This window comes from Vibrio sp. 1731 (assembly GCF_033339955.1).
Lineage (GTDB): Bacteria > Pseudomonadota > Gammaproteobacteria > Enterobacterales > Vibrionaceae > Vibrio > Vibrio alginolyticus.
The window spans coordinates 1-20,510 of sequence record NZ_JAWOVO010000004.1 but is presented as its reverse complement, the minus strand read 5'-3'; the positions used below and the strand labels follow the sequence as shown (position 1 = coordinate 20,510).

Below are 20,510 nucleotides of genomic sequence, written 5' to 3'. Positions count from 1 at the left end.
TCGCAATCATTTAAACCTAAGCTCGAAACTGATATCCTGTTACCTTTATCACTCCTAATAAGAGCGACATTCATGTCTGAAATTAAATTTGAAACTGCAGAACAAAAAGCAAGCTACGGCATTGGTCTGCAAATGGGTCAGCAACTTGCAGGCTCTGGTCTTGAAGGTCTTAGCGTTGATGCTATCGCAGCAGGTATTGCAACAGCACTAACTGGTGACATGCCATCAATCGAAATTGATGAAATCAACAAAGCACTACAAGAACTTCACACTCGTGCAGAAACAGCTCGCCAAGAAGCAGCAAAAATTGCGGCAGCAGAAGGCGAAGCGTTCCTAAAAGACAACGCTCTACGACCTGAAGTTAACGTTCTAGACTCTGGTCTTCAGTACGAAATCATTTCTGAAGGTACTGGTGCAGTTCCTACAGCAGAAAGCTCAGTTCGCGTTCACTACCACGGTGAGCTAACTGACGGTACTGTATTCGATAGCTCTGTATCTCGCGGTCAACCTGCTGAATTCCCTGTTACAGGTGTAATCAAAGGTTGGGTAGAGGCACTACAACTAATGCCTGTTGGCTCTAAGTGGAAGCTATACGTACCACAAGATCTTGCGTACGGTGAGCGTGGCGCTGGTGCGGCTATCCCTCCATTTGCAGCTTTAGTTTTCGAAGTAGAACTATTAGATATTATCTAATTGAAACCATTTTCAATTATGATTAAATAAAACGGCGCACTAGCGCCGTTTTTTTGTCTAAACTGAATAGACTTTCTCACCTCTGAACCTTTCACTCTGATAGCCTTTAAAAATAAAATCACTTTTAAAAAACGCTCAACCTTTGGAGGTACTATGCGTAAAACACTCCTAACTCTAGCACTCCTATCAATCAACATTGGTAGTGCGCACGCATTCTTAGATTCAGTCACTCAAAAAAGTAAAGAAAGTGGCCTGATGGACATGGTCGGCAGCAGCTTGAACACCGAGTCGTCTCCATTAACAGACATGCTAACTAGCCAATTACCAGTATCCACTGAGCAAGCAGCCGGAGGCAGTGGTGCACTACTCGCTTTGGCTCAAAGCCAGCTTTCGCAAGAAAATAGTAGTGAATTACAGTCTTTGATTCCTGGACTTTCAAACTTGCAAGGAGCACAAAGCTTACTAGGAAATATTGAGAATATCAGTGCAGTAAAAAGTGCATTCGATACGTTAGGTTTAGACCCATCTATGATCAGTCAGTTTGCTCCAGTAATCTTGGATTACTTGAACAAGCAAGGCGCTAGCGAAGGGCTTCTAAGTTCGTTGGGCGGGTTGTGGAATACTAGTAAATAAGCGTAAGTGATAATCACTTTTTAAATTGCCAGTCTGCATGGGTTGAAATAAATGTAGGCTGGATATAAAGGTTTACTGAATTACAGATACAAAAAAGCCGAGCTAATGCTCGGCTTTCTCGTTCTTACGAACTGATTACTCAGCAGCTTCTTCAGCAGCTGGGCGATCTACAAGCTCAATGTAAGCCATTGGAGCTTTATCACCAGCACGGAAGCCAGCTTTTAGGATACGAGTGTAACCGCCCTGACGAGCAGCAAAACGTGGACCTAGTTCGTTAAATAGTTTTGCAACTACTTCGTTGTCACGAGTACGTGCAAATGCTAGACGACGGTTAGCAACACTGTCAGTCTTAGCTAGTGTAATCAAAGGCTCAACTACGCGACGTAGCTCTTTTGCTTTTGGCAAAGTAGTCTTGATAACTTCATGACGTACTAGAGAGCTAGCCATGTTGCTGAACATCGCTTTGCGATGTGAGCTGTTGCGGTTGAGTTGACGACCACTCTTACGATGGCGCATGACCTAATCCTTCTAACTAGTATCGATTAATCTTCAGCGATTGATGCAGGTGGCCAGTTTTCTAGGCGCATGCCCAGAGACAGACCACGTGACGCAAGTACGTCTTTAATCTCAGTAAGAGATTTTTTACCAAGGTTAGGCGTTTTAAGTAGCTCAACCTCAGTACGTTGTACTAGATCACCGATGTAGTGAATCGCTTCTGCTTTCAGACAGTTAGCAGAGCGAACTGTTAGTTCAAGATCGTCTACAGGACGCAGTAGGATCGGATCGAATTCTGGCTTCTCTTCCTTCTCCTCAGGAACTCGTACATCACGAAGATCTACGAATGCATCCAATTGTTCAGCTAGGATTGTAGCTGCACGACGGATTGCTTCCTCAGGTTCTAGAGTACCGTTTGTTTCCATATCGATAACAAGCTTGTCTAGATCAGTACGCTGTTCTACACGAGCTGCTTCTACAGCGTAGGCAATTTTGTCTACTGGGCTATAAGTAGCATCTACTAGTAGGCGACCGATAGGACGCTCGTCTTCTTCGTTATGGATACGCGCAGAAGCTGGAACATAACCACGACCACGTTCAACTTTGATACGCATTGCGATCTCAGCGTTGTCATCCGTTAGGTGACAAATTACGTGTTCAGGGTTAGCGATCTCTACATCACCATCATGGGTGATGTCACCTGCAACCACAGGGCCCGAGCCTGATTTGTTCAAAGTAATGAACACTTCATCTTTGCCTTCGGCAACGCGCACAGCCAAACCTTTAAGGTTTAGAAGAACTTCAAGAATATCTTCTTGAACGCCTTCTTTCGTGCTGTACTCATGAAGTACGCCTTCGATTTCTACTTCTGTTACAGCACAACCTGGCATAGAAGATAGAAGGATGCGGCGAAGTGCATTACCCAGAGTATGACCAAAGCCACGCTCTAATGGCTCAAGAGTTACTTTTGCGTGAGTCGAGCTGATTTGTTCAATGTCAACTAGACGTGGCTTAAGAAATTCTGTTACAGAACCCTGCATTGTGTCCTCTCTTTAGTTTAAACCTTACTTAGAGTAAAGCTCGACGATCAATTGTTCGTTGATGTCAGCTGATAGATCAGAACGCTCAGGCATACGCTTGAATGTACCTTCCATCTTGCCACCATCTACTTCAATCCAAGTTGGTTTTTCACGTTGTTCAGCAACTTCTAGAGCTGCTTTGATACGAGCTTGCTGTTTAGCTTTCTCGCGAATAGAAACAACGTCATTAGCCGCTACTTTGAAAGAAGGAACGTTTACAACTTTACCGTTTACTAGGATAGCTTTGTGGCTAACTAGCTGACGTGCTTCTGCGCGAGTTGCGCCAAAGCCCATGCGGTAAACTACGTTATCAAGACGACCTTCAAGAAGCTGAAGTAGGTTTTCACCAGTGTTGCCTTTTAGGCGAGCAGCTTCTTTGTAGTAGTTACGGAATTGTTTTTCTAAAACGCCGTACATACGACGTACTTTTTGCTTCTCACGAAGCTGAACGCCATACTCAGATAGACGACCGCGACGAGCGCCGTGTACACCTGGTGCGTTATCAATTTTACACTTGGTATCGATCGCGCGAACACCAGACTTAAGGAATAAGTCAGTGCCTTCACGACGGCTAAGCTTCAGCTTAGGACCCAAATATCTTGCCATGATTCTTCTCCAATTGTCCTAGAAACGTTATACGCGACGTTTCTTAGGTGGACGACAACCGTTATGAGGGATTGGTGTAGCATCAACGATGTTTGTGATGCGGAAACCAGCGGCGTTTAGTGCACGAACAGTAGATTCGCGACCTGGACCAGGACCCTTAACCATAACTTCCAAGTTCTTTAGGCCGTATTCTTTAGCCATTTCAGCACAACGCTCAGCAGCAACCTGTGCAGCGAACGGAGTAGACTTACGAGAACCACGGAAACCAGAACCACCTGCAGTAGCCCATGCAAGAGCGTTACCTTGACGGTCAGTAATGGTTACGATTGTGTTATTGAAAGAAGCATGGATGTGCGCAACGCCATCTGCAACTTGCTTGCGTACGCGCTTACGAGCGCGAGTTGGTTGTTTAGCCATTGTACTCTACCTTCCCGATTATTTCTTGATCGGCTTACGCGGACCCTTACGGGTGCGAGCGTTGGTTTTAGTACGCTGTCCACGTAGTGGTAGACTGCGACGATGACGAAGACCACGGTAACAGCCAAGGTCCATAAGACGCTTGATGTTCATAGATACTTCACGACGTAGATCACCTTCTACAGTGTACTTAGCTACACCATCACGCAGTTGATCGATCTGCTCTTCAGTTAGTTCACTGATCTTAACATTTTCAGCAATACCCACTTCAGCTAGGATAGCTTGAGAGCGAGTTTTACCGATGCCGTAGATCGCTGTTAGAGCGATTACTGCATGTTTCTGATCAGGAATGTTAATGCCTGCTATACGGGCCATTATTCACTCCTAAGTGTTTCTATAAAAGAATTAGCCGCAGCAAAGCCCGTTATGGATACGCTGCGGAATACTACTTCTTTTGCACGCAAAAGGTAGGCCGAGGAATATACTCGACCCAACCTTCATTTTCAAGTAAAAATTTCTGCTAATTAGCCTTGGCGCTGTTTGTGCTTTGGCTCACTGCAAATCACGCGAACGACACCGTTACGCTTGATTACTTTACAGTTACGGCAGATTTTTTTAACGGAAGCACGAACTTTCATTGCTAAACTCCGTAAATGAAACTGAGTCTACTGCCGGATTAACGGCCGTAGCCTTTCAGATTCGCTTTCTTCAACACAGAATCATACTGTTGAGACATCAGATGAGTCTGTACCTGTGCCATAAAGTCCATAATTACAACAACTACGATTAGTAGCGATGTACCGCCGAAGTAGAAACGTACGTTCCACGCGACCATCATGAACTCGGGAATCAGACAGATAAAGGTAATGTACAGTGCACCAGCAAGGGTTAGACGTGTCATTACTTTATCAATGTATTTCGCTGTCTGCTCACCTGGGCGGATACCGGGTACGAATGCACCAGACTTCTTCAAGTTATCTGCTGTTTCACGTGGGTTGAAAACCAACGCAGTGTAGAAGAAACAGAAGAAGATAATTGCTGCTGCATAAAGCATTACATACAACGGTTGACCTGGGCTAAGAGCCAAAGACACGTCAGTTAACCAACCAAACGCGCTGCTCTCACCGTTTTGACCAAACCACTGAGCCAATGTTCCTGGGAACAAGATAATACTTGATGCAAAGATCGCGGGAATTACACCTGCCATGTTAATTTTAAGAGGCAAGTGCGAGCTTTGCGCAGCAAATACTTTACGACCTTGTTGACGTTTCGCATAGTTAACGACGATTCGGCGTTGACCACGTTCCATGAAAACAACGAAGTAAATTACTGCAAAAGCTAATACCGCGATTAGCAACAGAAGAAGTACATGCAATTCACCTTGACGCGCTTGCTCGATTGTTTGACCGATTGCAGAAGGCAATCCAGCAACAATACCTGCAAAAATTAGTATCGAAATACCATTACCAATTCCGCGCTCTGTAATTTGTTCACCTAACCACATCAAGAACATGGTACCGGTTACTAAACTTACGGTAGCAATTAGCGTAAACATGGTTTGGTTGATAACAACCAGATTGTCGACCATGTTTGGTAGGCCAGTTGCAATACCTATAGCTTGGAAGGTTGCAAGTACAAGCGTGCCGTAGCGTGTGTATTGGCTTATCTTACGACGGCCTGCTTCACCCTCTTTTTTGAGTTCAGCTAACGCTGGATGAACTACAGTTAGCAATTGGACAACAATAGATGCCGAAATATACGGCATGATGCCCAATGCTAATATAGATGCACGCTCAAGAGCACCACCGGAGAACATGTTAAACATTTCAACGATGGTACCTTTTTGCTGTTCGAACAAATCGGCAAGTACAGCAGCGTCAATACCAGGAATCGGCACAAAAGAGCCGGCTCGGAATACTAAAAGTGCACCAATTACGAATAACAAGCGCGACTTTAGTTCACTTAAGCCGCTCTGAGCACTACGAAAATCTTGTCCTGGTTTCTTAGCCATCTGTACCTCGTTCCTCGAGATTATTCCTCGATTTTACCGCCTGCAGCTTCGATTGCAGCTTTAGCGCCTTTAGTCACACGTAGACCTTTAACAGTCACTGCTTTGTTGATTTCACCAGAAAGAACAACTTTTACAAATTCGATGTTCTTAGTGATGATGTTAGCAGCTTTAAGACTGTTTAGATCAACTACGTCACCAGAAACTTTCGCTAGCTCAGCTAGACGAACTTCAGCAGACACTAGGCTCTTACGAGAAGTGAAACCGAATTTTGGTAGACGTTGTTTCAGAGGCATCTGACCGCCTTCGAAACCTGGACGAACACTGCCGCCAGAACGTGATTTTTGACCTTTGTGACCACGGCCACCAGTTTTACCTAGGCCTGAACCGATACCACGACCTACTCGCTTCGCAGAAGTTTTCGCGCCAGCAGCCGGTGCTAGAGTATTCAAACGCATTCTGATTACTCCTCAACTTTAACCATGTAGTAAACCTTGTTGATCATACCGCGAATACACGGAGTATCTTCAAGTTCTACTGTGTGGTTGATTTTACGAAGACCTAGACCGCGCAAAGTAGCTTTGTGCTTTGGCAGACGACCAATTGAGCTTTTAGTTTGAGTTACTTTAATAGTTGCCATGGTGTTCTTACTCCGAAATAGATTCAACAGTTAGACCACGTTTAGCAGCAACCATTTCTGGTGACTTCATGCTACCTAGTGCATCGATCGTTGCACGAACGATGTTGATAGGGTTCGTAGAACCGTACGCTTTAGATAGTACGTTGTGTACACCAGCAACTTCTAGTACTGCACGCATCGCACCACCTGCGATAACACCAGTACCTTCTGCAGCAGGCTGCATGTAAACTTTAGAGCCCGAATGGCGACCTTTCACTGGGTGGTGAAGAGTGCCTTCGTTTAGAGCGATCGTAGTCATATTACGACGCGCTTTTTCCATTGCTTTTTGAATCGCTGCAGGTACTTCACGAGCTTTGCCGTAACCGAAACCTACACGACCGTTACCGTCACCAACTACTGTTAGTGCAGTGAAGCTCATGATTCGACCACCTTTAACCGTTTTAGAAACACGGTTAACTGCGATTAGCTTTTCTTGCAAATCATTCGCTTGAACTTGTTGTTCTTTAGCCATCTTCCAACCCTACCTTAGAATTTCAGACCAGCTTCGCGAGCAGATTCTGCTAGCGCCGCTACTCGACCGTGGTATTGGAAACCAGAACGATCAAATGCAACTGCAGTTACGCCCTTCTCTAGAGCGCGCTCAGCAATAGCTTTACCCACTGCTTTAGCTGCATCAACGTTACCAGTGTATTTCACTTGCTCACGGATCGCTTTTTCTACAGTAGAAGCTGCTGCGATAACCTCAGAGCCGTTAGCCGCGATAACCTGTGCGTACACGTGACGAGGAGTACGGTGTACAACTAGGCGAGTCGCACCCAGTTCTGCAATCTTACGACGTGCACGTGTAGCACGACGGATGCGAGATGCTTTCTTATCCATAGTGTTACCTTACTTCTTCTTAGCTTCTTTAGTACGCACATTTTCATCTGCGTAACGAACACCTTTGCCTTTGTATGGCTCAGGCTCACGGTAAGAACGAATGTCAGCCGCAACTTGACCAACTAGTTGCTTGTCAGCACCAGTGATCACGATTTCAGTTTGGCTTGGACATTCAGCTTTAATACCCGCTGGCAACTCGTGCTCAACTGGGTGTGAGAAGCCTAGTGTTAGACCTACAGCGTTGCCTTTGATAGCAGCACGGTAACCTACACCTTTAAGAGTTAGCTTCTTAGTAAAGCCTTCAGTAACACCAACAACCATGTTGTTAACTAGAGCGCGAGCAGTACCTGCTTGAGCCCATGCGTTAGCAACACCTTCTTTAGGACCGAAAGTCAGGTTATTTTCTTCCTGAGCGATTACAACTGCGTTGTTAAGAACGCGAGTTAGTTCGCCTTTCGCACCTTTTACAGTGATTTCTTGGCCGTTTAGTTTCACCTCTACGCCAGCTGGAATAGCGACAGGTGCTTTTGCAACACGAGACATAGTCTACTCCTTATTAAGCTACGTAAGCGATGATTTCACCACCAAGACCTGCTTTACGTGCAGCGCGGTCTGACATAAGACCCTTGGAAGTAGAAACGATAGCAATACCAAGACCACCCATTACAGAAGGAAGTTCATCTTTCTTCTTGTAAACACGTAGACCTGGACGAGAAACACGTTTAAGTTGCTCGATTACTGGTTTAGCTTGGAAGTACTTAAGTGTAACTTCTAGCTCAGGTTTTGCTTCGCCTTCAACAGCGAAGTCAACGATGTAACCTTCAGCTTTTAGTAGTGCAGCAATTGCAACTTTAAGCTTTGAAGAAGGCATTTTTACAGCAACTTTGTTTGCTGCCTGACCGTTACGAACGCGGGTCAGCATATCCGAAATCGGATCTTGCATGCTCATATGATTTACTCCAAATGATTAAGTGGCAATTACCAGCTAGCCTTACGAAGACCCGGAATCTCGCCTTTCATGCAAGCTTCACGAACCTTAATACGGCTTAGACCGAACTTACGTAGGTAACCGTGTGGACGACCAGTTTGGTTGCAACGGTTGCGCTGACGTGATGCACTTGAATCACGTGGAAGAGATTGCAGTGTAAGAACCGCGTTCCAACGATCTTCTTCAGATGCGTTTACATCGCTGATGATAGCTTTTAGCGCTGCACGCTTTTCAGCGAACTTAGCTACTAGCTTCGCACGTTTTGCTTCACGTGCTTTCATTGAATTTTTAGCCATAACAGTAACCCTTCACCTTACTTACGGAATGGGAAGTTAAAGGCAGCCAGCAGAGCACGGCCTTCCTCATCAGTACCAGCAGACGTCGTAATAGTGATGTCTAGACCGCGTACTCGATCAACTTTATCAAAGTCGATTTCCGGGAAGATGATTTGCTCGCGAACGCCCATGCTGTAGTTACCGCGACCGTCAAAAGACTTAGCGCTAACACCACGGAAGTCACGTACACGTGGAAGAGCGATGTTAATTAAACGCTCAAGAAAATCCCACATACGTTCGCCACGCAAGGTTACTTTACAACCGATAGGGTAGCCTTCACGGATTTTGAAACCTGCAACAGATTTGCGCGCTTTTGTGATAAGTGGCTTTTGACCAGAGATCGTTGCCATATCAGACGCTGCATTTTCTAGCAGTTTCTTATCGTTGATTGCTTCACCAACACCCATGTTTAGGGTGATTTTCTCGATTCTAGGGACTTGCATGACGCTTGTGTAACCGAACTGTTTGGTCAGTTCAGCGACTACAGACGACTTGTAGTAATCATGCAGTTTCGCCATAGTAGAACTCCAAATTACTTCTATTAGTTAGAAACGGTTTCGCCGTTAGACTTGAAGAAACGAACTTTTTTGCCGTCTTCAAAACGGAAACCGATACGGTCAGCTTTACCAGTAGCTGCGTTAAAGATAGCCACGTTAGAAACGTCGATAGCTGCTTCTTGCTCTACGATACCGCCTTGGATACCCATAGCTGGAACAGGTTTCTGATGTTTCTTAACTAGGTTGATACCTTCAACGATAACTTTACCAGTTGCTAGAACCTTAGTTACTTTACCTTTCTTGCCTTTGTCTTTACCAGCAAGAACGATTACTTCGTCATTACGACGGATTTTAGCTGCCATTTCTACGTGCTCCTTACAGAACTTCTGGAGCCAGTGAAACGATCTTCATGAACTTATCGCCACGAAGTTCGCGTGTCACAGGACCAAAGATACGTGTACCGATTGGTTGCTCAGTATTGTCGTTTAGCAATACGCAAGCATTTCGGTCGAAGCGAATGACAGAACCGTCAGGACGACGTACGCCTTTACGGGTGCGCACTACCACCGCCTTCAGAACATCACCTTTTTTAACTTTACCGCGAGGGATTGCTTCCTTCACAGTAACTTTGATGACGTCACCGATATGTGCATAACGGCGGTGAGAGCCACCCAGAACCTTAATACACATTACGCTGCGTGCGCCTGAGTTATCAGCTGCGTCCAGCATACTTTGCATTTGGATCATGTTAGTGCTCCGCTAAATATTAATAACTAGACCCATCACGGGTCGGGCTGCCTCTTTAAAAGGGACGCGAATTGTACCACCCTTTTTTGTGATTGGGTAGTCAAAAAATAAACGGCTCCAAAAATATTTTGGAGCCGCTTTAGTTTCATAGAATTAACGAGATTAAATCTTCGCCTTTTCTAGAACTTTTACCAAAGTCCAAGACTTAGTCTTAGACAGTGGACGACACTCTGCGATTTCAACTGTGTCGCCTAGGCCACACTCGTTGTTCTCGTCATGTGCGTGTACTTTAGTCGTACGTTTTACGTATTTACCGTAGATTGGGTGTTTTACGAAACGTTCGATAGCAACAGTGATAGACTTGTCCATCTTGTCGCTAATTACACGACCTTGTTGAGTACGTTTTACTTCGCTCATTATGCGCCTGCCTTCTCAGTCAAAACAGTTTTCACACGTGCGATATCACGGCGTACAGCTTTCAGAGTATGAGTTTGCTGTAGTTGACCAGTCGCAGCTTGCATGCGCAAGTTGAACTGTTCGCGTAGCAAATTCATTAGCTCAGCGTTAAGCTCTTCAACGCTTTTCTCGCGTAGTTCTTGTGCTTTCATCACATCACCTGCTTAGTTACAAATGTAGTTTTGAAAGGCAGTTTACGTGCCGCAAGACGGAACGCTTCACGTGCCAATTCTTCAGGTACACCACCCATTTCGTACATAACCTTACCAGGTTGGATTTGGGCTACCCAGTACTCAACGTTACCTTTACCCTTACCTTGACGAACTTCAAGTGGTTTTTCTGTGATTGGTTTGTCTGGGAACACACGGATCCAGATTTTACCTTGACGCTTAACGTGACGTGTCATTGCACGACGTGCCGCTTCGATTTGACGAGCAGTTAGACGACCACGGCCAACAGCTTTAAGACCGAATTCGCCGAAGCTTACATCAGTACCTTTAGCTAGACCACGGTTACGACCAGTCTGAACCTTACGGAACTTAGTACGTTTAGGTTGTAGCATCTGTCGACTCCTTACTTACGGCCTTTACGCTGCTTCTTAGGCTTGTCGCCTTTAGGCTCTACAGCGTTAGCTGCTGGCATACCACCTAGGATTTCACCTTTGAAGATCCAAGTTTTAATGCCGATCACACCGTATTGAGTGTGAGCCGAAGAAGTTGCGTAATCAATGTCAGCACGTAGAGTGTGTAGAGGCACACGGCCTTCACGGTACCACTCTGAACGTGCGATTTCAGCGCCGCCTAGACGACCGCTTACTTCCACTTTGATACCTTTAGCGCCTAGGCGCATTGCGTTTTGTACTGCGCGCTTCATAGCACGGCGGAACATAACACGACGCTCTAGCTGAGACGCGATGCTGTCACCAACAAGTTGCGCATCTAGTTCAGGCTTACGTACTTCAGCGATGTTAATTTGCGCTGGTACACCTGCAATTTTAGCTACAGCTGCGCGTAGCTTCTCAACGTCTTCACCTTTCTTACCGATAACAACGCCTGGACGAGCAGTGTGAATAGTCACACGGATGCTCTTAGCAGGACGCTCGATAACGATACGTGATAGAGACGCTTTTTTCAGTTCACTTGTAAGGAACTGACGTACCTTGAAGTCGCCGTCTAGGTTGTCAGCGAAATCTTTGGTGTTAGCAAACCATGTAGCATTCCAAGGCTTAACGATGCCTAGACGAATACCATTTGGATGTACTTTTTGACCCATTGCTTACTCTCCTAGTCTCTAGCGATCTGCTACAACAACAGTGATGTGGCTTGAACGCTTCAAGATACGATCCGCACGACCTTTAGCACGAGGCATAATACGCTTCATGGTTGGGCCTTCATCTACAAAGATTTTTGCGACATTCAGATCGTCAATATCTGCACCTTCGTTGTGCTCCGCGTTAGCGATAGCAGACTCTAGAACTTTCTTAACTAGTGCAGCAGCTTTTTTGTTGCTGAACGTTAGGATTTCTAGAGCTTGGTCAACAGATTTACCACGGATTAGATCCGCAACTAAGCGAGCTTTCTGAGGCGAAATGCGAGCAAAGTTATGTTTAGCAATTGCTTCCATTATCTACTCCTTAGCGCTTCTTAGCTTTCTTATCCGCAGCGTGACCGCGGTAAGTGCGTGTTGGTGCGAATTCACCCAGTTTGTGACCGATCATTTCATCAGTTACAAATACTGGTACGTGCTGACGACCATTATGGACAGCGATGGTCAAACCGATCATCGTAGGGATGATCATTGAACGACGGGACCAAGTCTTAATAGGCTTTTTGTCTCCGCTTTCCACCGCTTTCTCTACCTTCTTCAGCAAGTGTAGGTCAATAAAAGGACCTTTCTTGAGAGAACGTGGCATGGCGATTCCTCTTTATATAGATTACTTGTTACGACGACGTACGATGTACTTGTCAGTGCGTTTGTTCTTACGAGTCTTGAAGCCTTTAGTAGGCATACCCCAAGGAGATACTGGGTGACGACCACCAGAAGTACGGCCTTCACCACCACCATGTGGGTGGTCAATCGGGTTCATTACAACACCACGAACCGTTGGACGGATACCGCGATGACGTGATGCACCTGCTTTACCAAGTTCACGTAGCATGTGCTCAGAGTTACCAACTTCACCGATTGTTGCACGGCCTTCAGAAAGAACTTTGCGCATCTCGCCAGAACGTAGACGGATAGTTACGTACGCACCGTCGCGAGCAACGATTTGAGCGTAAGCACCAGCCGAACGAGCTAGCTGACCACCTTTACCAGGCTTAAGTTCAACGTTATGTACTGTTGAACCTACTGGGATATTACGCATTGGTAGAGTGTTACCAGCTTTGATTGGTGCATCAACACCAGACTGAATAACATCACCAGCTACAACACCTTTAGGTGCTAGGATGTAGCGACGCTCACCGTCTTTGTAAAGAACTAGAGCAATGTTTGCGCTACGGTTTGGATCGTATTCAAGACGCTCAACTGTCGCTGGAATACCATCTTTAGTACGTTTGAAGTCAACTACACGGTAGTGGTGCTTGTGACCACCGCCGATGTGACGTACTGTGATACGACCCTTGTTGTTACGACCACCGTTCTTAGAGTTTTTCTCTAGAAGAGGTGCGTATGGCTTGCCCTTGTGTAGGTCAGCGTTAACAACTTTAACAACGTGACGACGACCAGGGGAAGTCGGCTTACATTTAACAATAGCCATTTTTAACTACTCCTGTTATTCCGCGCCGCCAACGAAGTCAAGATCTTGACCTTCTTTCAAAGTAACGTACGCTTTCTTAACGTCGCTGCGGCGACCTTGGCGTAGACCTTGACGTTTGGTCTTACCCTTAGTGATAAGAGTATTTACAGACTTAACTTCAACTTCAAATAGCTTTTCTACAGCTGCTTTGATCTCTTTTTTAGTCGCATCTTTCGCTACTTTGAAAACGATAGTGTTCGCTTTCTCAGCTGCCATAGTTGCTTTTTCAGAGATGTGCGGTGCACGTAGAACTTTTAGGATACGCTCTTCAGTGATCATGCTAGCATTTCCTCTACTTGCTTAACTGCTTCTGCAGTCATTACAACTTTGTCAAACGCGATTAGAGATACTGGATCGATACCAGCAACATCACGTGCGTCAACTTTGTATAGGTTACGAGCAGCTAGGAATAGATTCTCATCTACTTCGCTAGTCACGATTAGAGCGTCAGTTAGCTCAAGCTCTTTAAGCTTAGCAACTAGCTCTTTAGTCTTTGGTGCTTCAACTGAGAAGTTATCAACAACGATTAGACGCTCTTGACGAACAAGCTCAGAAAGAATGCTCTTCATAGCACCACGGTACATTTTTTTGTTTACTTTTTGGCTGTGATCTTGTGGTTTCGCAGCAAAAGTAACACCACCTGTACGCCAGATTGGGCTACGGATTGTACCAGCACGCGCACGGCCAGTACCTTTTTGACGCCATGGCTTAGCGCCACCGCCAGAAACTTCTGAACGTGTTTTTTGAGCACGAGTACCTTGACGAGCACCTGCTGCGTACGCAACAACTACTTGGTGTACAAGAGCTTCGTTAAACTCACGTCCGAAAGTAGTTTCGGAAACAGTTAGTGCATCGGCACCTTTAACCATTAGTTCCATTACTTACTCCTGAGACGTTATGCTTTAACAGCTGGTTTAACGATCACGTTGCCGCCAGTTGCGCCTGGGACTGCACCTTTAATAAGAAGCAGGTTGCGCTCAGCGTCAACACGTACGATCTCTAGGTTTTGAGTCGTTACACGCTCAGCACCCATGTGACCTGCCATTTTCTTGCCTTTAAATACGCGACCTGGAGTCTGACATTGACCGATAGAACCAGGAGCACGGTGAGACAATGAGTTACCGTGAGTCATATCTTGAGTACGGAAGTTCCAACGCTTAACAGCGCCTTGGAAACCTTTACCCTTAGATGTACCAGTAACGTCTACTTTCTTAGTTTCGTTGAATAGTTCAACAGTTAGTTCTGAACCAACTTCGAACTCTTCGCCGTTTTCTAAACGGAATTCCCAAAGACCGCGACCAGCTTCAACGCCAGCTTTAGCAAAGTGACCTGCTTCAGCTTTGTTTACGCGGTTAGCTTTCTTAGAACCAGCTGTAACCTGGATTGCTGCGTAGCCGTCAGTTTCAAGAGTTTTCACTTGAGAAACACGGTTAGCTTCAACCTCAACAACAGTTACTGGGATAGAAACGCCTTCTTCAGTAAATACGCGGGTCATGCCCACTTTACGACCGATTAGACCAATCATACTTCTAATCTCCCTTAACCTAGGCTAATTTGAACGTCAACGCCCGCAGCAAGGTCTAGACGCATTAGAGCATCAACAGTCTTGTCTGTTGGCTCAACGATGTCGATTAGACGCTTGTGAGTACGGATTTCGTACTGGTCACGTGCTTTCTTGTTAACGTGTGGAGAGATAAGAACTGTGAAACGCTCTTTACGAGTTGGCAGTGGGATTGGACCACGAACCTGTGCGCCAGTGCGCTTAGCTGTTTCAACGATTTCCGCTGTAGAAGCATCGATTAGTTTGTAATCGAAAGCTTTTAGGCGGATACGGATACGTTGGTTCTGCATGAGACAGAGCTCCAAATTTAATAAATTACACAAACAATATCGCCACTCAAACTCGTCAAGACGAGAGAATGCCGATTGATTTATGTGAAACCGTAGCATCCAAGATTAGGACGCATTGTCAGTTAATTTTCGATTAACTATCCCTATATGCCAAAGTCACCTTTGAGGATAGTTTTTCCGAAGAAAAGATAGCTAATTGTATTAACCGCGAACATAAGCTGAGTATACATTACCTCACAAATCCTTAGATTTGCTCGCTCCTCACTGCTCATTGGTTCACAACTGGCTTAACCAGTGCGCTGCATTATACAGATCACACTTTAGGTTGCAAGCGCTGAGTGAAAAATAATCGGGAATATTCCAAACCCCATACATTCATCTTCGCTTGGTAGCCATTAAAACAAAAAGGACGCCGAAGCGTCCTTTTCTAAACTGTAATCGTAATAGCGGCTGCTATTATTTCTTACCGCTTGATAGTGCACCGAAACGCTTGTTGAAGCGATCAACACGGCCGCCTGTATCAACGATACGTTGCTTACCAGTGTAGAATGGGTGACACTTGTCACATACGTCTAGGTGGATAGACTCTTTACCTAGAGTAGAGTTGAACTCAAAAGAGTTGCCGCAAGAACAAGTCGCTTTTACTGCTTTGTATTCTGGGTGGATACCAGCTTTCATGGGATAACCTCAATAGTAGGCCGTGTCGCTATACGAATCTAAGCCGCACACCACACGCAATTAATAATAAAATGGGATACCGCATCAACTAATTGCCGAAGCCATATCTCAAGGCGCGATATAGTAAAGAATCACATTGCTCGGATCAACACATTTGGCAACTTTTTCGCCACTTTTTTAGCCAGACTAATCATAGAGGCACGATTCACGCTGAATCGCATTGCTTTACTCGAATTTCCATACCGATTTTAATAGACTCTCATTTCCTTTCCCTCTTTTTTAATAGCTAAGAATTTATGCGTCCAACCATTGCTAGAGTGGCATTACCCGTTCCGCTCGACAAACAATTTGATTACGCCATTCCGGGGCACCTGTTTCCGATCATTGGTGGACGCGTTTCCGTACCTTTTGGACGCCAAACCTTAGTCGGCATCGTCACCGCAATGGTGAACCACTCCGACTTTCCTAAAGAGCAGCTTAAGCCAATCAAAGCGGTATTAGACTCCCAACCGATATGGCCAGAGACGCTTTATTCTCTGCTAAATTGGAGCAGCCAGTTCTATCAGTACCCTCTAGGTGACACTCTACACAATGCAATGCCTGCCGCGCTGAGGAAAGGCAAACCGGCTGACTTTGCAACGCTACAAGAATGGCAACTGACAGAAGCAGGAAGAAATAAGCTCATGCAAGGGCTTGGACGTGCGATAAAACAACAGCGTGCACTCCAAATGATGGTCAACGGCCCAACCTCGCATCAAGAGCTCTTGGATCAAGAAGTAAACTCAACCATCTTAAAAAACCTCGAAGAAAAAGGTTGGGTCGAGCGCATCGAGAAAAAGCCGACCATTACGAAATGGAGTCAAAATGTAGAGTGTACGGTTGAGAAACCAAAGCTTAACCATGAACAAGCACTCGCGATTGCCAGCGTAAATAGCCAAACGGGCTTTGCTTGCTATTTATTAGAAGGGGTAACTGGCTCTGGTAAAACCGAAGTTTACTTAAACCTTATCAAGCCCGTTCTAGAGCAAGGGAAACAAGCATTAGTTTTAGTACCTGAGATCGGTCTAACGCCCCAAACCATCAACCGCTTTAAACATCGATTTAATGTCCCGGTAGATGTGATTCATTCCGGTTTGAATGAAACAGAGCGTTTGAACGCCTGGTTATCGGCTCGCGATAAAGCCGCGGGGATCATCATTGGTACGCGCTCAGCCCTACTGACACCTTTTGCTGATTTGGGGATTATTATCGTTGATGAAGAGCATGACGCATCGTATAAGCAACAAGACAGCTTGCGTTACCATGCCCGTGATGTTGCCGTCATGCGTGCCCATAAAGAGCAAGTACCGATTGTCCTTGGCTCAGCGACGCCAGCGTTAGAAACCCTACATAATGCACTGTCTGGTAAATATCACCATTTAACACTCACCCAACGAGCTGGCTCTGCCGTGCCAACCACCAATAAAGTGTTAGATGTAAAAGGTCAGTATTTAGAAAGCGGCTTATCCGCCCAACTGATTGCAGAAATGCGCAAACACTTAAAAGTGGGCAATCAGGTTATGTTGTTTCTTAACCGCCGAGGTTTCTCGCCCGCTTTGATGTGCCATGAATGTGGTTGGATTGCAGAATGTAAACGCTGTGATGCGTACTATACGTTCCACCATTACAGCAACGAAATACGCTGCCATCACTGCGGCTCACAACAACCTGTCATTCATCAGTGTCAGGGGTGTGGTTCAACTCAATTGGTTACCGTCGGCGTAGGAACGGAACAACTCGAACAACAATTGGCTCAGTTATTTCCAGAATACAACGCCATTCGCATCGACAGAGACAGCACACGTCGCAAAGGTAGTTTGGAAGATGCCCTTGAGTCGATTCGTAAAGGTGAATACCAAATACTGATAGGCACTCAAATGCTGGCTAAGGGGCACCACTTTCCAAATGTAACGCTCGTAGCTCTTTTGGATGTTGATGGCTCTTTGTATAGTAGTGATTTTCGCGCTTCGGAGCGATTAGCTCAGCTGTTTATTCAGGTCGCAGGTCGTGCTGGCCGAGCAAGTAAACCTGGCGAAGTGATCCTGCAAACTCACCATCCTGAGCACAGCTTGCTGCAAGCCCTACTTCAAAAAGACTATCGTCACTTTGCTATGACAGCTCTGGAAGAACGCAAACTGGCTCAGCTTCCGCCTTATAGTTTCTTGACTCTGTTTAAAGCAGAAGCAAACCAAAGTGAGGTAGTTGAAGACTTCCTGCGTCAGGTTCGCTTTACGTTAGAATCACACCCTCTGTTCGATGATTCCTGCATGGTGTTAGGCCCCACTCCTTCACCTTTGGCCAAGCGGGCTGGTAAATACCGCTGGCAGCTGTTACTTCAAACCCAGCATCGTTCATTGATGCAAAAGTTATTAACCAGTGCCAAACCTGCTATTGAGTTGTTGCCAAATGCCAAGAAAGTTCGCTGGAATTTAGACATAGAGCCACAAGATCTCAGCTAGCAAACGTTTAACTATGTAATGAATTACCATTTAATGTGACGAGCATCACGACGGGATTGCAATTTTTGTTAAACAGACCGTAACTTTCACTTTAGAAATGAATAGACTATCCAAATTAGAAAAGTCTAAAGTGACTTGTTCGCACAGGCTTAGATTAAAACAATGACTATTCCCACAAATTGATGTCGCAGTGAAGAATCCATTTTTCCACTTGTTAACACGAACTGAGCGAAGAGCAAACGCTGCTCTAACTCAGCGTGATTACTATGATTTCAAACCGGAATAACGTCATCTTGGCAAAAAATAAACGAGAGGTTAAAAACTATGGCGACAATGAAGGATGTTGCCCAGCTTGCGGGAGTGTCTACGGCTACGGTATCTCGAGCATTAATGAACCCAGAGAAGGTCTCTTCTTCAACGAGAAAAAGAGTAGAAGATGCCGTACTTGAAGCGGGTTATTCTCCAAACTCATTAGCGCGTAACTTACGTAGAAACGAATCAAAAACCATTGTCACTATCGTTCCCGACATCTGTGATCCTTATTTTTCTGAAATTATTCGCGGTATTGAAGATGCTGCCATGGAACATGGCTATCTAGTCCTGCTGGGCGATAGCGGACAACAGAAGAAACGCGAAAGTTCTTTCGTTAACCTCGTATTTACTAAGCAGGCGGATGGAATGCTACTGCTTGGCACAGATCTACCGTTCGATGTCAGTAAGCCAGAACAAAAGAACTTACCTCCGATGGTAATGGCGTGTGAATTTGCGCCAGAGTTAGAACTTCCGACAGTACATATTGACAACCTGACCTCAGCATTTGAAGCGGTGAATTACCTAACCCAACTAGGTCATAAACGCATCGCGCAAATCTCGGGGCCAGATACGGCAATATTGTGTCAGTTCCGCCAGCAAGGCTACCAACAAGCCCTGCGCCGTGCCGGCATCAATAAAGATCCACAATATAGTGTCATTACTGAGTTCTCTTTTGATGGCGGAGCAAAAGCCGTTCGCAAACTGCTCGAATTGCCTGAGCCACCAACGGCTATTTTCTGTCACTGTGACACAATGGCCATCGGCGCAATTCAAGAAGCGAAAAAGCTTGGCTTACGAGTACCGCAAGATCTCTCTGTTGTGGGCTTTGATGACATTAACTTCGCTCAGTACTGCGATCCACCGTTGACCACCATCTCTCAGCCTCGCTATGAGATTGGTCGACAAGCAATGCTAATGATGCTCGAGATGTTAAAAGGCCACGACGTGCATTCAGGCTCGCGTTTGCTTGAAACTAATCTCGTCATTCGCGGAAGTGCAGCGCCACCACAGCGCCCTTAACCTAAAAATTAAGTATCCATACCCAAAGCGGTGCTAAGGCGCCGCTTTTTATTTACCCCATCTGCTTTTTGTTTATCCCGCACAAATATAAGCTCGAACGGAAACACACTCCGACGTTGTCGCGCTTTAGCTATCAAGATTCTATCAATAGGGTGTTTTCTCAACTCGTTCTGGATTAACATATTTGCAAGAATCCTTGATGACCAGAAATAACCGTGGCAAATAGAGATTATGTAAGACGGGGGCGAGGTGCCCCAAAAAAGTCGACAAAAAAACAACCGCCGAGAAGAAAAAAACCTTGGCGTAGTGGCCTGCTCGCTATCTTGCTTGTGGGCGGTTTTGGCTATGGCCTTTACCTTTTGAGTAGCGACCCAGAACCAAAACCACCTGTCGTGAAACAGCCAACAACCACTGTGAGCAAACCAAAGCCGAAAAAAGATTTGCCGCCACCACCAGAAGAAAAATGGGAATATGTCGAGTCACTACCGAAACGTGAAGTTGAAGTTGTGGCCAAAGAAATTGAAGTTTCTAAGATTCCCTACATCATGCAATGTGGCGCTTACAAAACCCAGGCGCAAGCAGAAGAGCGCAAGCTTGCAATCGCGTTCCAAGGGATGTCGAGCAAGATTCGTAAGAAAGAAGGCAGTTCATGGTATCGCGTGGTGCTAGGTCCGTATAAGTTCAAACGTGATGCAGAACGTGACCGTCATAAACTGCAACGCGCGAAAATCGAGCCATGTGCGATTTGGAAAGAAAATCTTTAAACTCAGGCCCAAGGAGCTAAGATCCTAGGGCCTTTCTTTTGGTTCATCGCGGCTTTCCGGGGAAAGCCGCTTTTATCTTTAAGAAGAAGTAATCAGTATCTCGATATCCATACCCCA

Annotated in this window: 34 protein-coding genes; 5 read left to right on the top strand and 29 right to left on the bottom strand. The window is 45.6% G+C overall.

The window, feature by feature from the left end; all coding sequences use genetic code 11:
- Positions 1 to 72: 72 nt before the first annotated feature.
- Both R7035_RS06190 and R7035_RS06185 read left to right on the top strand, forming a co-directional pair.
- Complete coding sequence (locus R7035_RS06190; protein WP_005383137.1) at positions 73 to 693, top strand: FKBP-type peptidyl-prolyl cis-trans isomerase; 621 nt, start codon at positions 73 to 75, stop codon at positions 691 to 693.
- Positions 694 to 846: 153 nt separating this feature from the next.
- Entirely contained in the window at positions 847 to 1,326 is a 480-nt protein-coding gene (locus tag R7035_RS06185; protein WP_017820297.1) for a DUF2780 domain-containing protein, read from the top strand.
- A 135-nt stretch (positions 1,327 to 1,461) separates the two neighbouring features.
- Here R7035_RS06185 and rplQ read toward each other — a convergent pair whose 3' ends face one another.
- The 29 genes from rplQ to rpmE form a co-directional block, all read right to left on the bottom strand.
- A complete protein-coding gene (gene rplQ, locus R7035_RS06180) occupies positions 1,462 to 1,842 on the bottom strand; it encodes a 50S ribosomal protein L17 (RefSeq protein WP_005383141.1) in 381 nt (126 codons plus the stop codon).
- Between the two features lie 26 nt (positions 1,843 to 1,868).
- A complete protein-coding gene (locus R7035_RS06175; RefSeq protein ID WP_213913697.1) occupies positions 1,869 to 2,861 on the bottom strand; it encodes a DNA-directed RNA polymerase subunit alpha in 993 nt (330 codons plus the stop codon).
- A 24-nt stretch (positions 2,862 to 2,885) separates the two neighbouring features.
- Positions 2,886 to 3,506 (bottom strand): 30S ribosomal protein S4, encoded by a 621-nt coding sequence (gene rpsD, locus R7035_RS06170; RefSeq protein ID WP_005383146.1) that lies wholly within the window; start codon positions 3,504 to 3,506, stop codon positions 2,886 to 2,888.
- Positions 3,507 to 3,533: 27 nt separating this feature from the next.
- A complete protein-coding gene (gene rpsK / locus R7035_RS06165; RefSeq protein ID WP_001118870.1) occupies positions 3,534 to 3,923 on the bottom strand; it encodes a 30S ribosomal protein S11 in 390 nt (129 codons plus the stop codon).
- Between the two features lie 18 nt (positions 3,924 to 3,941).
- A complete protein-coding gene (rpsM, locus tag R7035_RS06160) occupies positions 3,942 to 4,298 on the bottom strand; it encodes a 30S ribosomal protein S13 (protein WP_005383154.1) in 357 nt (118 codons plus the stop codon).
- Positions 4,299 to 4,447: 149 nt separating this feature from the next.
- The gene (rpmJ, locus tag R7035_RS06155) at positions 4,448 to 4,561 is read right to left on the bottom strand and encodes a 50S ribosomal protein L36 (RefSeq protein ID WP_000868186.1); all 114 of its coding nucleotides are present in this window, start codon (positions 4,559 to 4,561) and stop codon (positions 4,448 to 4,450) included.
- A 38-nt stretch (positions 4,562 to 4,599) separates the two neighbouring features.
- Positions 4,600 to 5,934 (bottom strand): preprotein translocase subunit SecY, encoded by a 1,335-nt coding sequence (gene secY / locus R7035_RS06150; RefSeq protein WP_005379562.1) that lies wholly within the window; start codon positions 5,932 to 5,934, stop codon positions 4,600 to 4,602.
- 20 nt (positions 5,935 to 5,954) lie between these two features.
- Entirely contained in the window at positions 5,955 to 6,389 is a 435-nt protein-coding gene (gene rplO / locus R7035_RS06145) for a 50S ribosomal protein L15 (RefSeq protein WP_005383155.1), read from the bottom strand.
- 5 nt (positions 6,390 to 6,394) lie between these two features.
- Positions 6,395 to 6,571 carry a 50S ribosomal protein L30 gene (rpmD, locus tag R7035_RS06140; RefSeq protein WP_005379565.1) on the bottom strand — a complete coding sequence of 59 codons (177 nt, stop codon included), beginning with the start codon at positions 6,569 to 6,571 and terminating at the stop codon, positions 6,395 to 6,397.
- A gap of 7 nt (positions 6,572 to 6,578) precedes the next feature.
- Positions 6,579 to 7,082: a 30S ribosomal protein S5 gene (gene rpsE / locus R7035_RS06135; protein WP_004745894.1), complete on the bottom strand. Its 504-nt coding sequence runs from the start codon at positions 7,080 to 7,082 to the stop codon at positions 6,579 to 6,581.
- 14 nt (positions 7,083 to 7,096) lie between these two features.
- Positions 7,097 to 7,450, bottom strand: a complete 354-nt coding sequence (gene rplR, locus R7035_RS06130; protein WP_005379568.1) for a 50S ribosomal protein L18 — start codon at positions 7,448 to 7,450, stop codon at positions 7,097 to 7,099.
- Positions 7,451 to 7,459: 9 nt separating this feature from the next.
- Positions 7,460 to 7,993 carry a 50S ribosomal protein L6 gene (gene rplF / locus R7035_RS06125; RefSeq protein WP_005379570.1) on the bottom strand — a complete coding sequence of 178 codons (534 nt, stop codon included), beginning with the start codon at positions 7,991 to 7,993 and terminating at the stop codon, positions 7,460 to 7,462.
- 13 nt (positions 7,994 to 8,006) lie between these two features.
- Complete coding sequence (rpsH, locus tag R7035_RS06120) at positions 8,007 to 8,399, bottom strand: 30S ribosomal protein S8 (protein ID WP_005379572.1); 393 nt, start codon at positions 8,397 to 8,399, stop codon at positions 8,007 to 8,009.
- Positions 8,400 to 8,428: 29 nt separating this feature from the next.
- Complete coding sequence (gene rpsN, locus R7035_RS06115; protein WP_004410442.1) at positions 8,429 to 8,734, bottom strand: 30S ribosomal protein S14; 306 nt, start codon at positions 8,732 to 8,734, stop codon at positions 8,429 to 8,431.
- 17 nt (positions 8,735 to 8,751) lie between these two features.
- Positions 8,752 to 9,291 carry a 50S ribosomal protein L5 gene (gene rplE, locus R7035_RS06110; protein WP_005379573.1) on the bottom strand — a complete coding sequence of 180 codons (540 nt, stop codon included), beginning with the start codon at positions 9,289 to 9,291 and terminating at the stop codon, positions 8,752 to 8,754.
- A gap of 23 nt (positions 9,292 to 9,314) precedes the next feature.
- Positions 9,315 to 9,632, bottom strand: coding sequence for a 50S ribosomal protein L24 (rplX, locus tag R7035_RS06105; RefSeq protein ID WP_005379574.1), 318 nt, complete (start codon positions 9,630 to 9,632; stop codon positions 9,315 to 9,317).
- 13 nt (positions 9,633 to 9,645) lie between these two features.
- Positions 9,646 to 10,017, bottom strand: coding sequence for a 50S ribosomal protein L14 (rplN, locus tag R7035_RS06100; protein ID WP_004410450.1), 372 nt, complete (start codon positions 10,015 to 10,017; stop codon positions 9,646 to 9,648).
- A 162-nt stretch (positions 10,018 to 10,179) separates the two neighbouring features.
- Positions 10,180 to 10,434, bottom strand: coding sequence for a 30S ribosomal protein S17 (gene rpsQ, locus R7035_RS06095; protein WP_140367210.1), 255 nt, complete (start codon positions 10,432 to 10,434; stop codon positions 10,180 to 10,182).
- Positions 10,434 to 10,625, bottom strand: a complete 192-nt coding sequence (gene rpmC / locus R7035_RS06090) for a 50S ribosomal protein L29 (RefSeq protein WP_261834582.1) — start codon at positions 10,623 to 10,625, stop codon at positions 10,434 to 10,436. The genes rpsQ and rpmC overlap by 1 nt, the downstream gene beginning before the upstream one ends.
- Positions 10,625 to 11,035, bottom strand: coding sequence for a 50S ribosomal protein L16 (gene rplP / locus R7035_RS06085; protein ID WP_005379577.1), 411 nt, complete (start codon positions 11,033 to 11,035; stop codon positions 10,625 to 10,627). The genes rpmC and rplP overlap by 1 nt, the downstream gene beginning before the upstream one ends.
- Before the next feature lie 11 nt (positions 11,036 to 11,046).
- Positions 11,047 to 11,745: a 30S ribosomal protein S3 gene (gene rpsC, locus R7035_RS06080; RefSeq protein ID WP_005383161.1), complete on the bottom strand. Its 699-nt coding sequence runs from the start codon at positions 11,743 to 11,745 to the stop codon at positions 11,047 to 11,049.
- A gap of 18 nt (positions 11,746 to 11,763) precedes the next feature.
- Positions 11,764 to 12,096, bottom strand: coding sequence for a 50S ribosomal protein L22 (gene rplV / locus R7035_RS06075; RefSeq protein WP_005383164.1), 333 nt, complete (start codon positions 12,094 to 12,096; stop codon positions 11,764 to 11,766).
- A gap of 10 nt (positions 12,097 to 12,106) precedes the next feature.
- On the bottom strand, positions 12,107 to 12,385 hold the full coding sequence (rpsS, locus tag R7035_RS06070) for a 30S ribosomal protein S19 (protein ID WP_004394525.1): 279 nt from the start codon (positions 12,383 to 12,385) through the stop codon (positions 12,107 to 12,109).
- Between the two features lie 21 nt (positions 12,386 to 12,406).
- Positions 12,407 to 13,231 (bottom strand): 50S ribosomal protein L2, encoded by an 825-nt coding sequence (gene rplB, locus R7035_RS06065; protein ID WP_005383168.1) that lies wholly within the window; start codon positions 13,229 to 13,231, stop codon positions 12,407 to 12,409.
- Between the two features lie 15 nt (positions 13,232 to 13,246).
- Positions 13,247 to 13,549: a 50S ribosomal protein L23 gene (rplW, locus tag R7035_RS06060; protein WP_004398471.1), complete on the bottom strand. Its 303-nt coding sequence runs from the start codon at positions 13,547 to 13,549 to the stop codon at positions 13,247 to 13,249.
- Positions 13,546 to 14,148: a 50S ribosomal protein L4 gene (rplD, locus tag R7035_RS06055; protein WP_005379556.1), complete on the bottom strand. Its 603-nt coding sequence runs from the start codon at positions 14,146 to 14,148 to the stop codon at positions 13,546 to 13,548. Before rplD ends, rplW begins: the two co-directional genes overlap by 4 nt.
- Before the next feature lie 17 nt (positions 14,149 to 14,165).
- Positions 14,166 to 14,795, bottom strand: a complete 630-nt coding sequence (gene rplC / locus R7035_RS06050; RefSeq protein WP_005379555.1) for a 50S ribosomal protein L3 — start codon at positions 14,793 to 14,795, stop codon at positions 14,166 to 14,168.
- Positions 14,796 to 14,809: 14 nt separating this feature from the next.
- Positions 14,810 to 15,121 (bottom strand): 30S ribosomal protein S10, encoded by a 312-nt coding sequence (gene rpsJ / locus R7035_RS06045; RefSeq protein WP_004410492.1) that lies wholly within the window; start codon positions 15,119 to 15,121, stop codon positions 14,810 to 14,812.
- 456 nt (positions 15,122 to 15,577) lie between these two features.
- Entirely contained in the window at positions 15,578 to 15,799 is a 222-nt protein-coding gene (gene rpmE / locus R7035_RS06040; protein WP_005379546.1) for a 50S ribosomal protein L31, read from the bottom strand.
- A gap of 296 nt (positions 15,800 to 16,095) precedes the next feature.
- On the opposite strand from rpmE, the gene priA reads away from it, so the two are divergent.
- From priA to ftsN, 3 genes are all read left to right on the top strand, one after another.
- On the top strand, positions 16,096 to 18,297 hold the full coding sequence (gene priA, locus R7035_RS06035; RefSeq protein ID WP_213971563.1) for a primosomal protein N': 2,202 nt from the start codon (positions 16,096 to 16,098) through the stop codon (positions 18,295 to 18,297).
- A gap of 303 nt (positions 18,298 to 18,600) precedes the next feature.
- Positions 18,601 to 19,629 (top strand): DNA-binding transcriptional regulator CytR, encoded by a 1,029-nt coding sequence (gene cytR / locus R7035_RS06030; protein ID WP_254901949.1) that lies wholly within the window; start codon positions 18,601 to 18,603, stop codon positions 19,627 to 19,629.
- A gap of 215 nt (positions 19,630 to 19,844) precedes the next feature.
- Positions 19,845 to 20,393 carry a cell division protein FtsN gene (gene ftsN, locus R7035_RS06025; protein ID WP_053809480.1) on the top strand — a complete coding sequence of 183 codons (549 nt, stop codon included), beginning with the start codon at positions 19,845 to 19,847 and terminating at the stop codon, positions 20,391 to 20,393.
- Positions 20,394 to 20,510 lie beyond the last annotated feature (117 nt).

Excerpts from the sequence above, each read along its gene's own strand:
- secY (WP_005379562.1), bottom strand. The coding sequence starts at position 5,934 with ATGGCTAAGAAACCAGGACAAGATTTTCGTAGTGCTCAGAGCGGCTTA.
- R7035_RS06175 (WP_213913697.1), bottom strand. The coding sequence starts at position 2,861 with ATGCAGGGTTCTGTAACAGAATTTCTTAAGCCACGTCTAGTTGACATT.
- rplW (WP_004398471.1), bottom strand. The coding sequence starts at position 13,549 with ATGATCACTGAAGAGCGTATCCTAAAAGTTCTACGTGCACCGCACATC.
- rplQ (WP_005383141.1), bottom strand. The coding sequence starts at position 1,842 with ATGCGCCATCGTAAGAGTGGTCGTCAACTCAACCGCAACAGCTCACAT.
- rplD (WP_005379556.1), bottom strand. The coding sequence starts at position 14,148 with ATGGAACTAATGGTTAAAGGTGCCGATGCACTAACTGTTTCCGAAACT.
- rplC (WP_005379555.1), bottom strand. The coding sequence starts at position 14,795 with ATGATTGGTCTAATCGGTCGTAAAGTGGGCATGACCCGCGTATTTACT.
- rpsQ (WP_140367210.1), bottom strand. The coding sequence starts at position 10,434 with ATGAGCGAAGTAAAACGTACTCAACAAGGTCGTGTAATTAGCGACAAG.
- rpsE (WP_004745894.1), bottom strand. The coding sequence starts at position 7,082 with ATGGCTAAAGAACAACAAGTTCAAGCGAATGATTTGCAAGAAAAGCTA.
- rplR (WP_005379568.1), bottom strand. The coding sequence starts at position 7,450 with ATGGATAAGAAAGCATCTCGCATCCGTCGTGCTACACGTGCACGTCGT.
- rplX (WP_005379574.1), bottom strand. The coding sequence starts at position 9,632 with ATGGCAGCTAAAATCCGTCGTAATGACGAAGTAATCGTTCTTGCTGGT.
- R7035_RS06185 (WP_017820297.1), top strand. The coding sequence starts at position 847 with ATGCGTAAAACACTCCTAACTCTAGCACTCCTATCAATCAACATTGGT.
- priA (WP_213971563.1), top strand. The coding sequence starts at position 16,096 with ATGCGTCCAACCATTGCTAGAGTGGCATTACCCGTTCCGCTCGACAAA.
- rplV (WP_005383164.1), bottom strand. The coding sequence starts at position 12,096 with ATGGAAGCAATTGCTAAACATAACTTTGCTCGCATTTCGCCTCAGAAA.
- rpmD (WP_005379565.1), bottom strand. The coding sequence starts at position 6,571 with ATGGCAACTATTAAAGTAACTCAAACTAAAAGCTCAATTGGTCGTCTG.
- rpsJ (WP_004410492.1), bottom strand. The coding sequence starts at position 15,121 with ATGCAGAACCAACGTATCCGTATCCGCCTAAAAGCTTTCGATTACAAA.
- rplO (WP_005383155.1), bottom strand. The coding sequence starts at position 6,389 with ATGCGTTTGAATACTCTAGCACCGGCTGCTGGCGCGAAAACTTCTGCG.
- rplE (WP_005379573.1), bottom strand. The coding sequence starts at position 9,291 with ATGGCGAAACTGCATGATTACTACAAGTCGTCTGTAGTCGCTGAACTG.
- rplP (WP_005379577.1), bottom strand. The coding sequence starts at position 11,035 with ATGCTACAACCTAAACGTACTAAGTTCCGTAAGGTTCAGACTGGTCGT.
- rpmJ (WP_000868186.1), bottom strand. The coding sequence starts at position 4,561 with ATGAAAGTTCGTGCTTCCGTTAAAAAAATCTGCCGTAACTGTAAAGTA.
- rpsC (WP_005383161.1), bottom strand. The coding sequence starts at position 11,745 with ATGGGTCAAAAAGTACATCCAAATGGTATTCGTCTAGGCATCGTTAAG.
- R7035_RS06190 (WP_005383137.1), top strand. The coding sequence starts at position 73 with ATGTCTGAAATTAAATTTGAAACTGCAGAACAAAAAGCAAGCTACGGC.
- rpsK (WP_001118870.1), bottom strand. The coding sequence starts at position 3,923 with ATGGCTAAACAACCAACTCGCGCTCGTAAGCGCGTACGCAAGCAAGTT.
- rpsH (WP_005379572.1), bottom strand. The coding sequence starts at position 8,399 with ATGAGCATGCAAGATCCGATTTCGGATATGCTGACCCGCGTTCGTAAC.
- rpsN (WP_004410442.1), bottom strand. The coding sequence starts at position 8,734 with ATGGCTAAAAATTCAATGAAAGCACGTGAAGCAAAACGTGCGAAGCTA.
- rpsD (WP_005383146.1), bottom strand. The coding sequence starts at position 3,506 with ATGGCAAGATATTTGGGTCCTAAGCTGAAGCTTAGCCGTCGTGAAGGC.
- rplN (WP_004410450.1), bottom strand. The coding sequence starts at position 10,017 with ATGATCCAAATGCAAAGTATGCTGGACGCAGCTGATAACTCAGGCGCA.
- rpsS (WP_004394525.1), bottom strand. The coding sequence starts at position 12,385 with ATGCCACGTTCTCTCAAGAAAGGTCCTTTTATTGACCTACACTTGCTG.
- rpmE (WP_005379546.1), bottom strand. The coding sequence starts at position 15,799 with ATGAAAGCTGGTATCCACCCAGAATACAAAGCAGTAAAAGCGACTTGT.
- rpsM (WP_005383154.1), bottom strand. The coding sequence starts at position 4,298 with ATGGCCCGTATAGCAGGCATTAACATTCCTGATCAGAAACATGCAGTA.
- rpmC (WP_261834582.1), bottom strand. The coding sequence starts at position 10,625 with ATGAAAGCACAAGAACTACGCGAGAAAAGCGTTGAAGAGCTTAACGCT.
- rplB (WP_005383168.1), bottom strand. The coding sequence starts at position 13,231 with ATGGCTATTGTTAAATGTAAGCCGACTTCCCCTGGTCGTCGTCACGTT.
- rplF (WP_005379570.1), bottom strand. The coding sequence starts at position 7,993 with ATGTCTCGTGTTGCAAAAGCACCTGTCGCTATTCCAGCTGGCGTAGAG.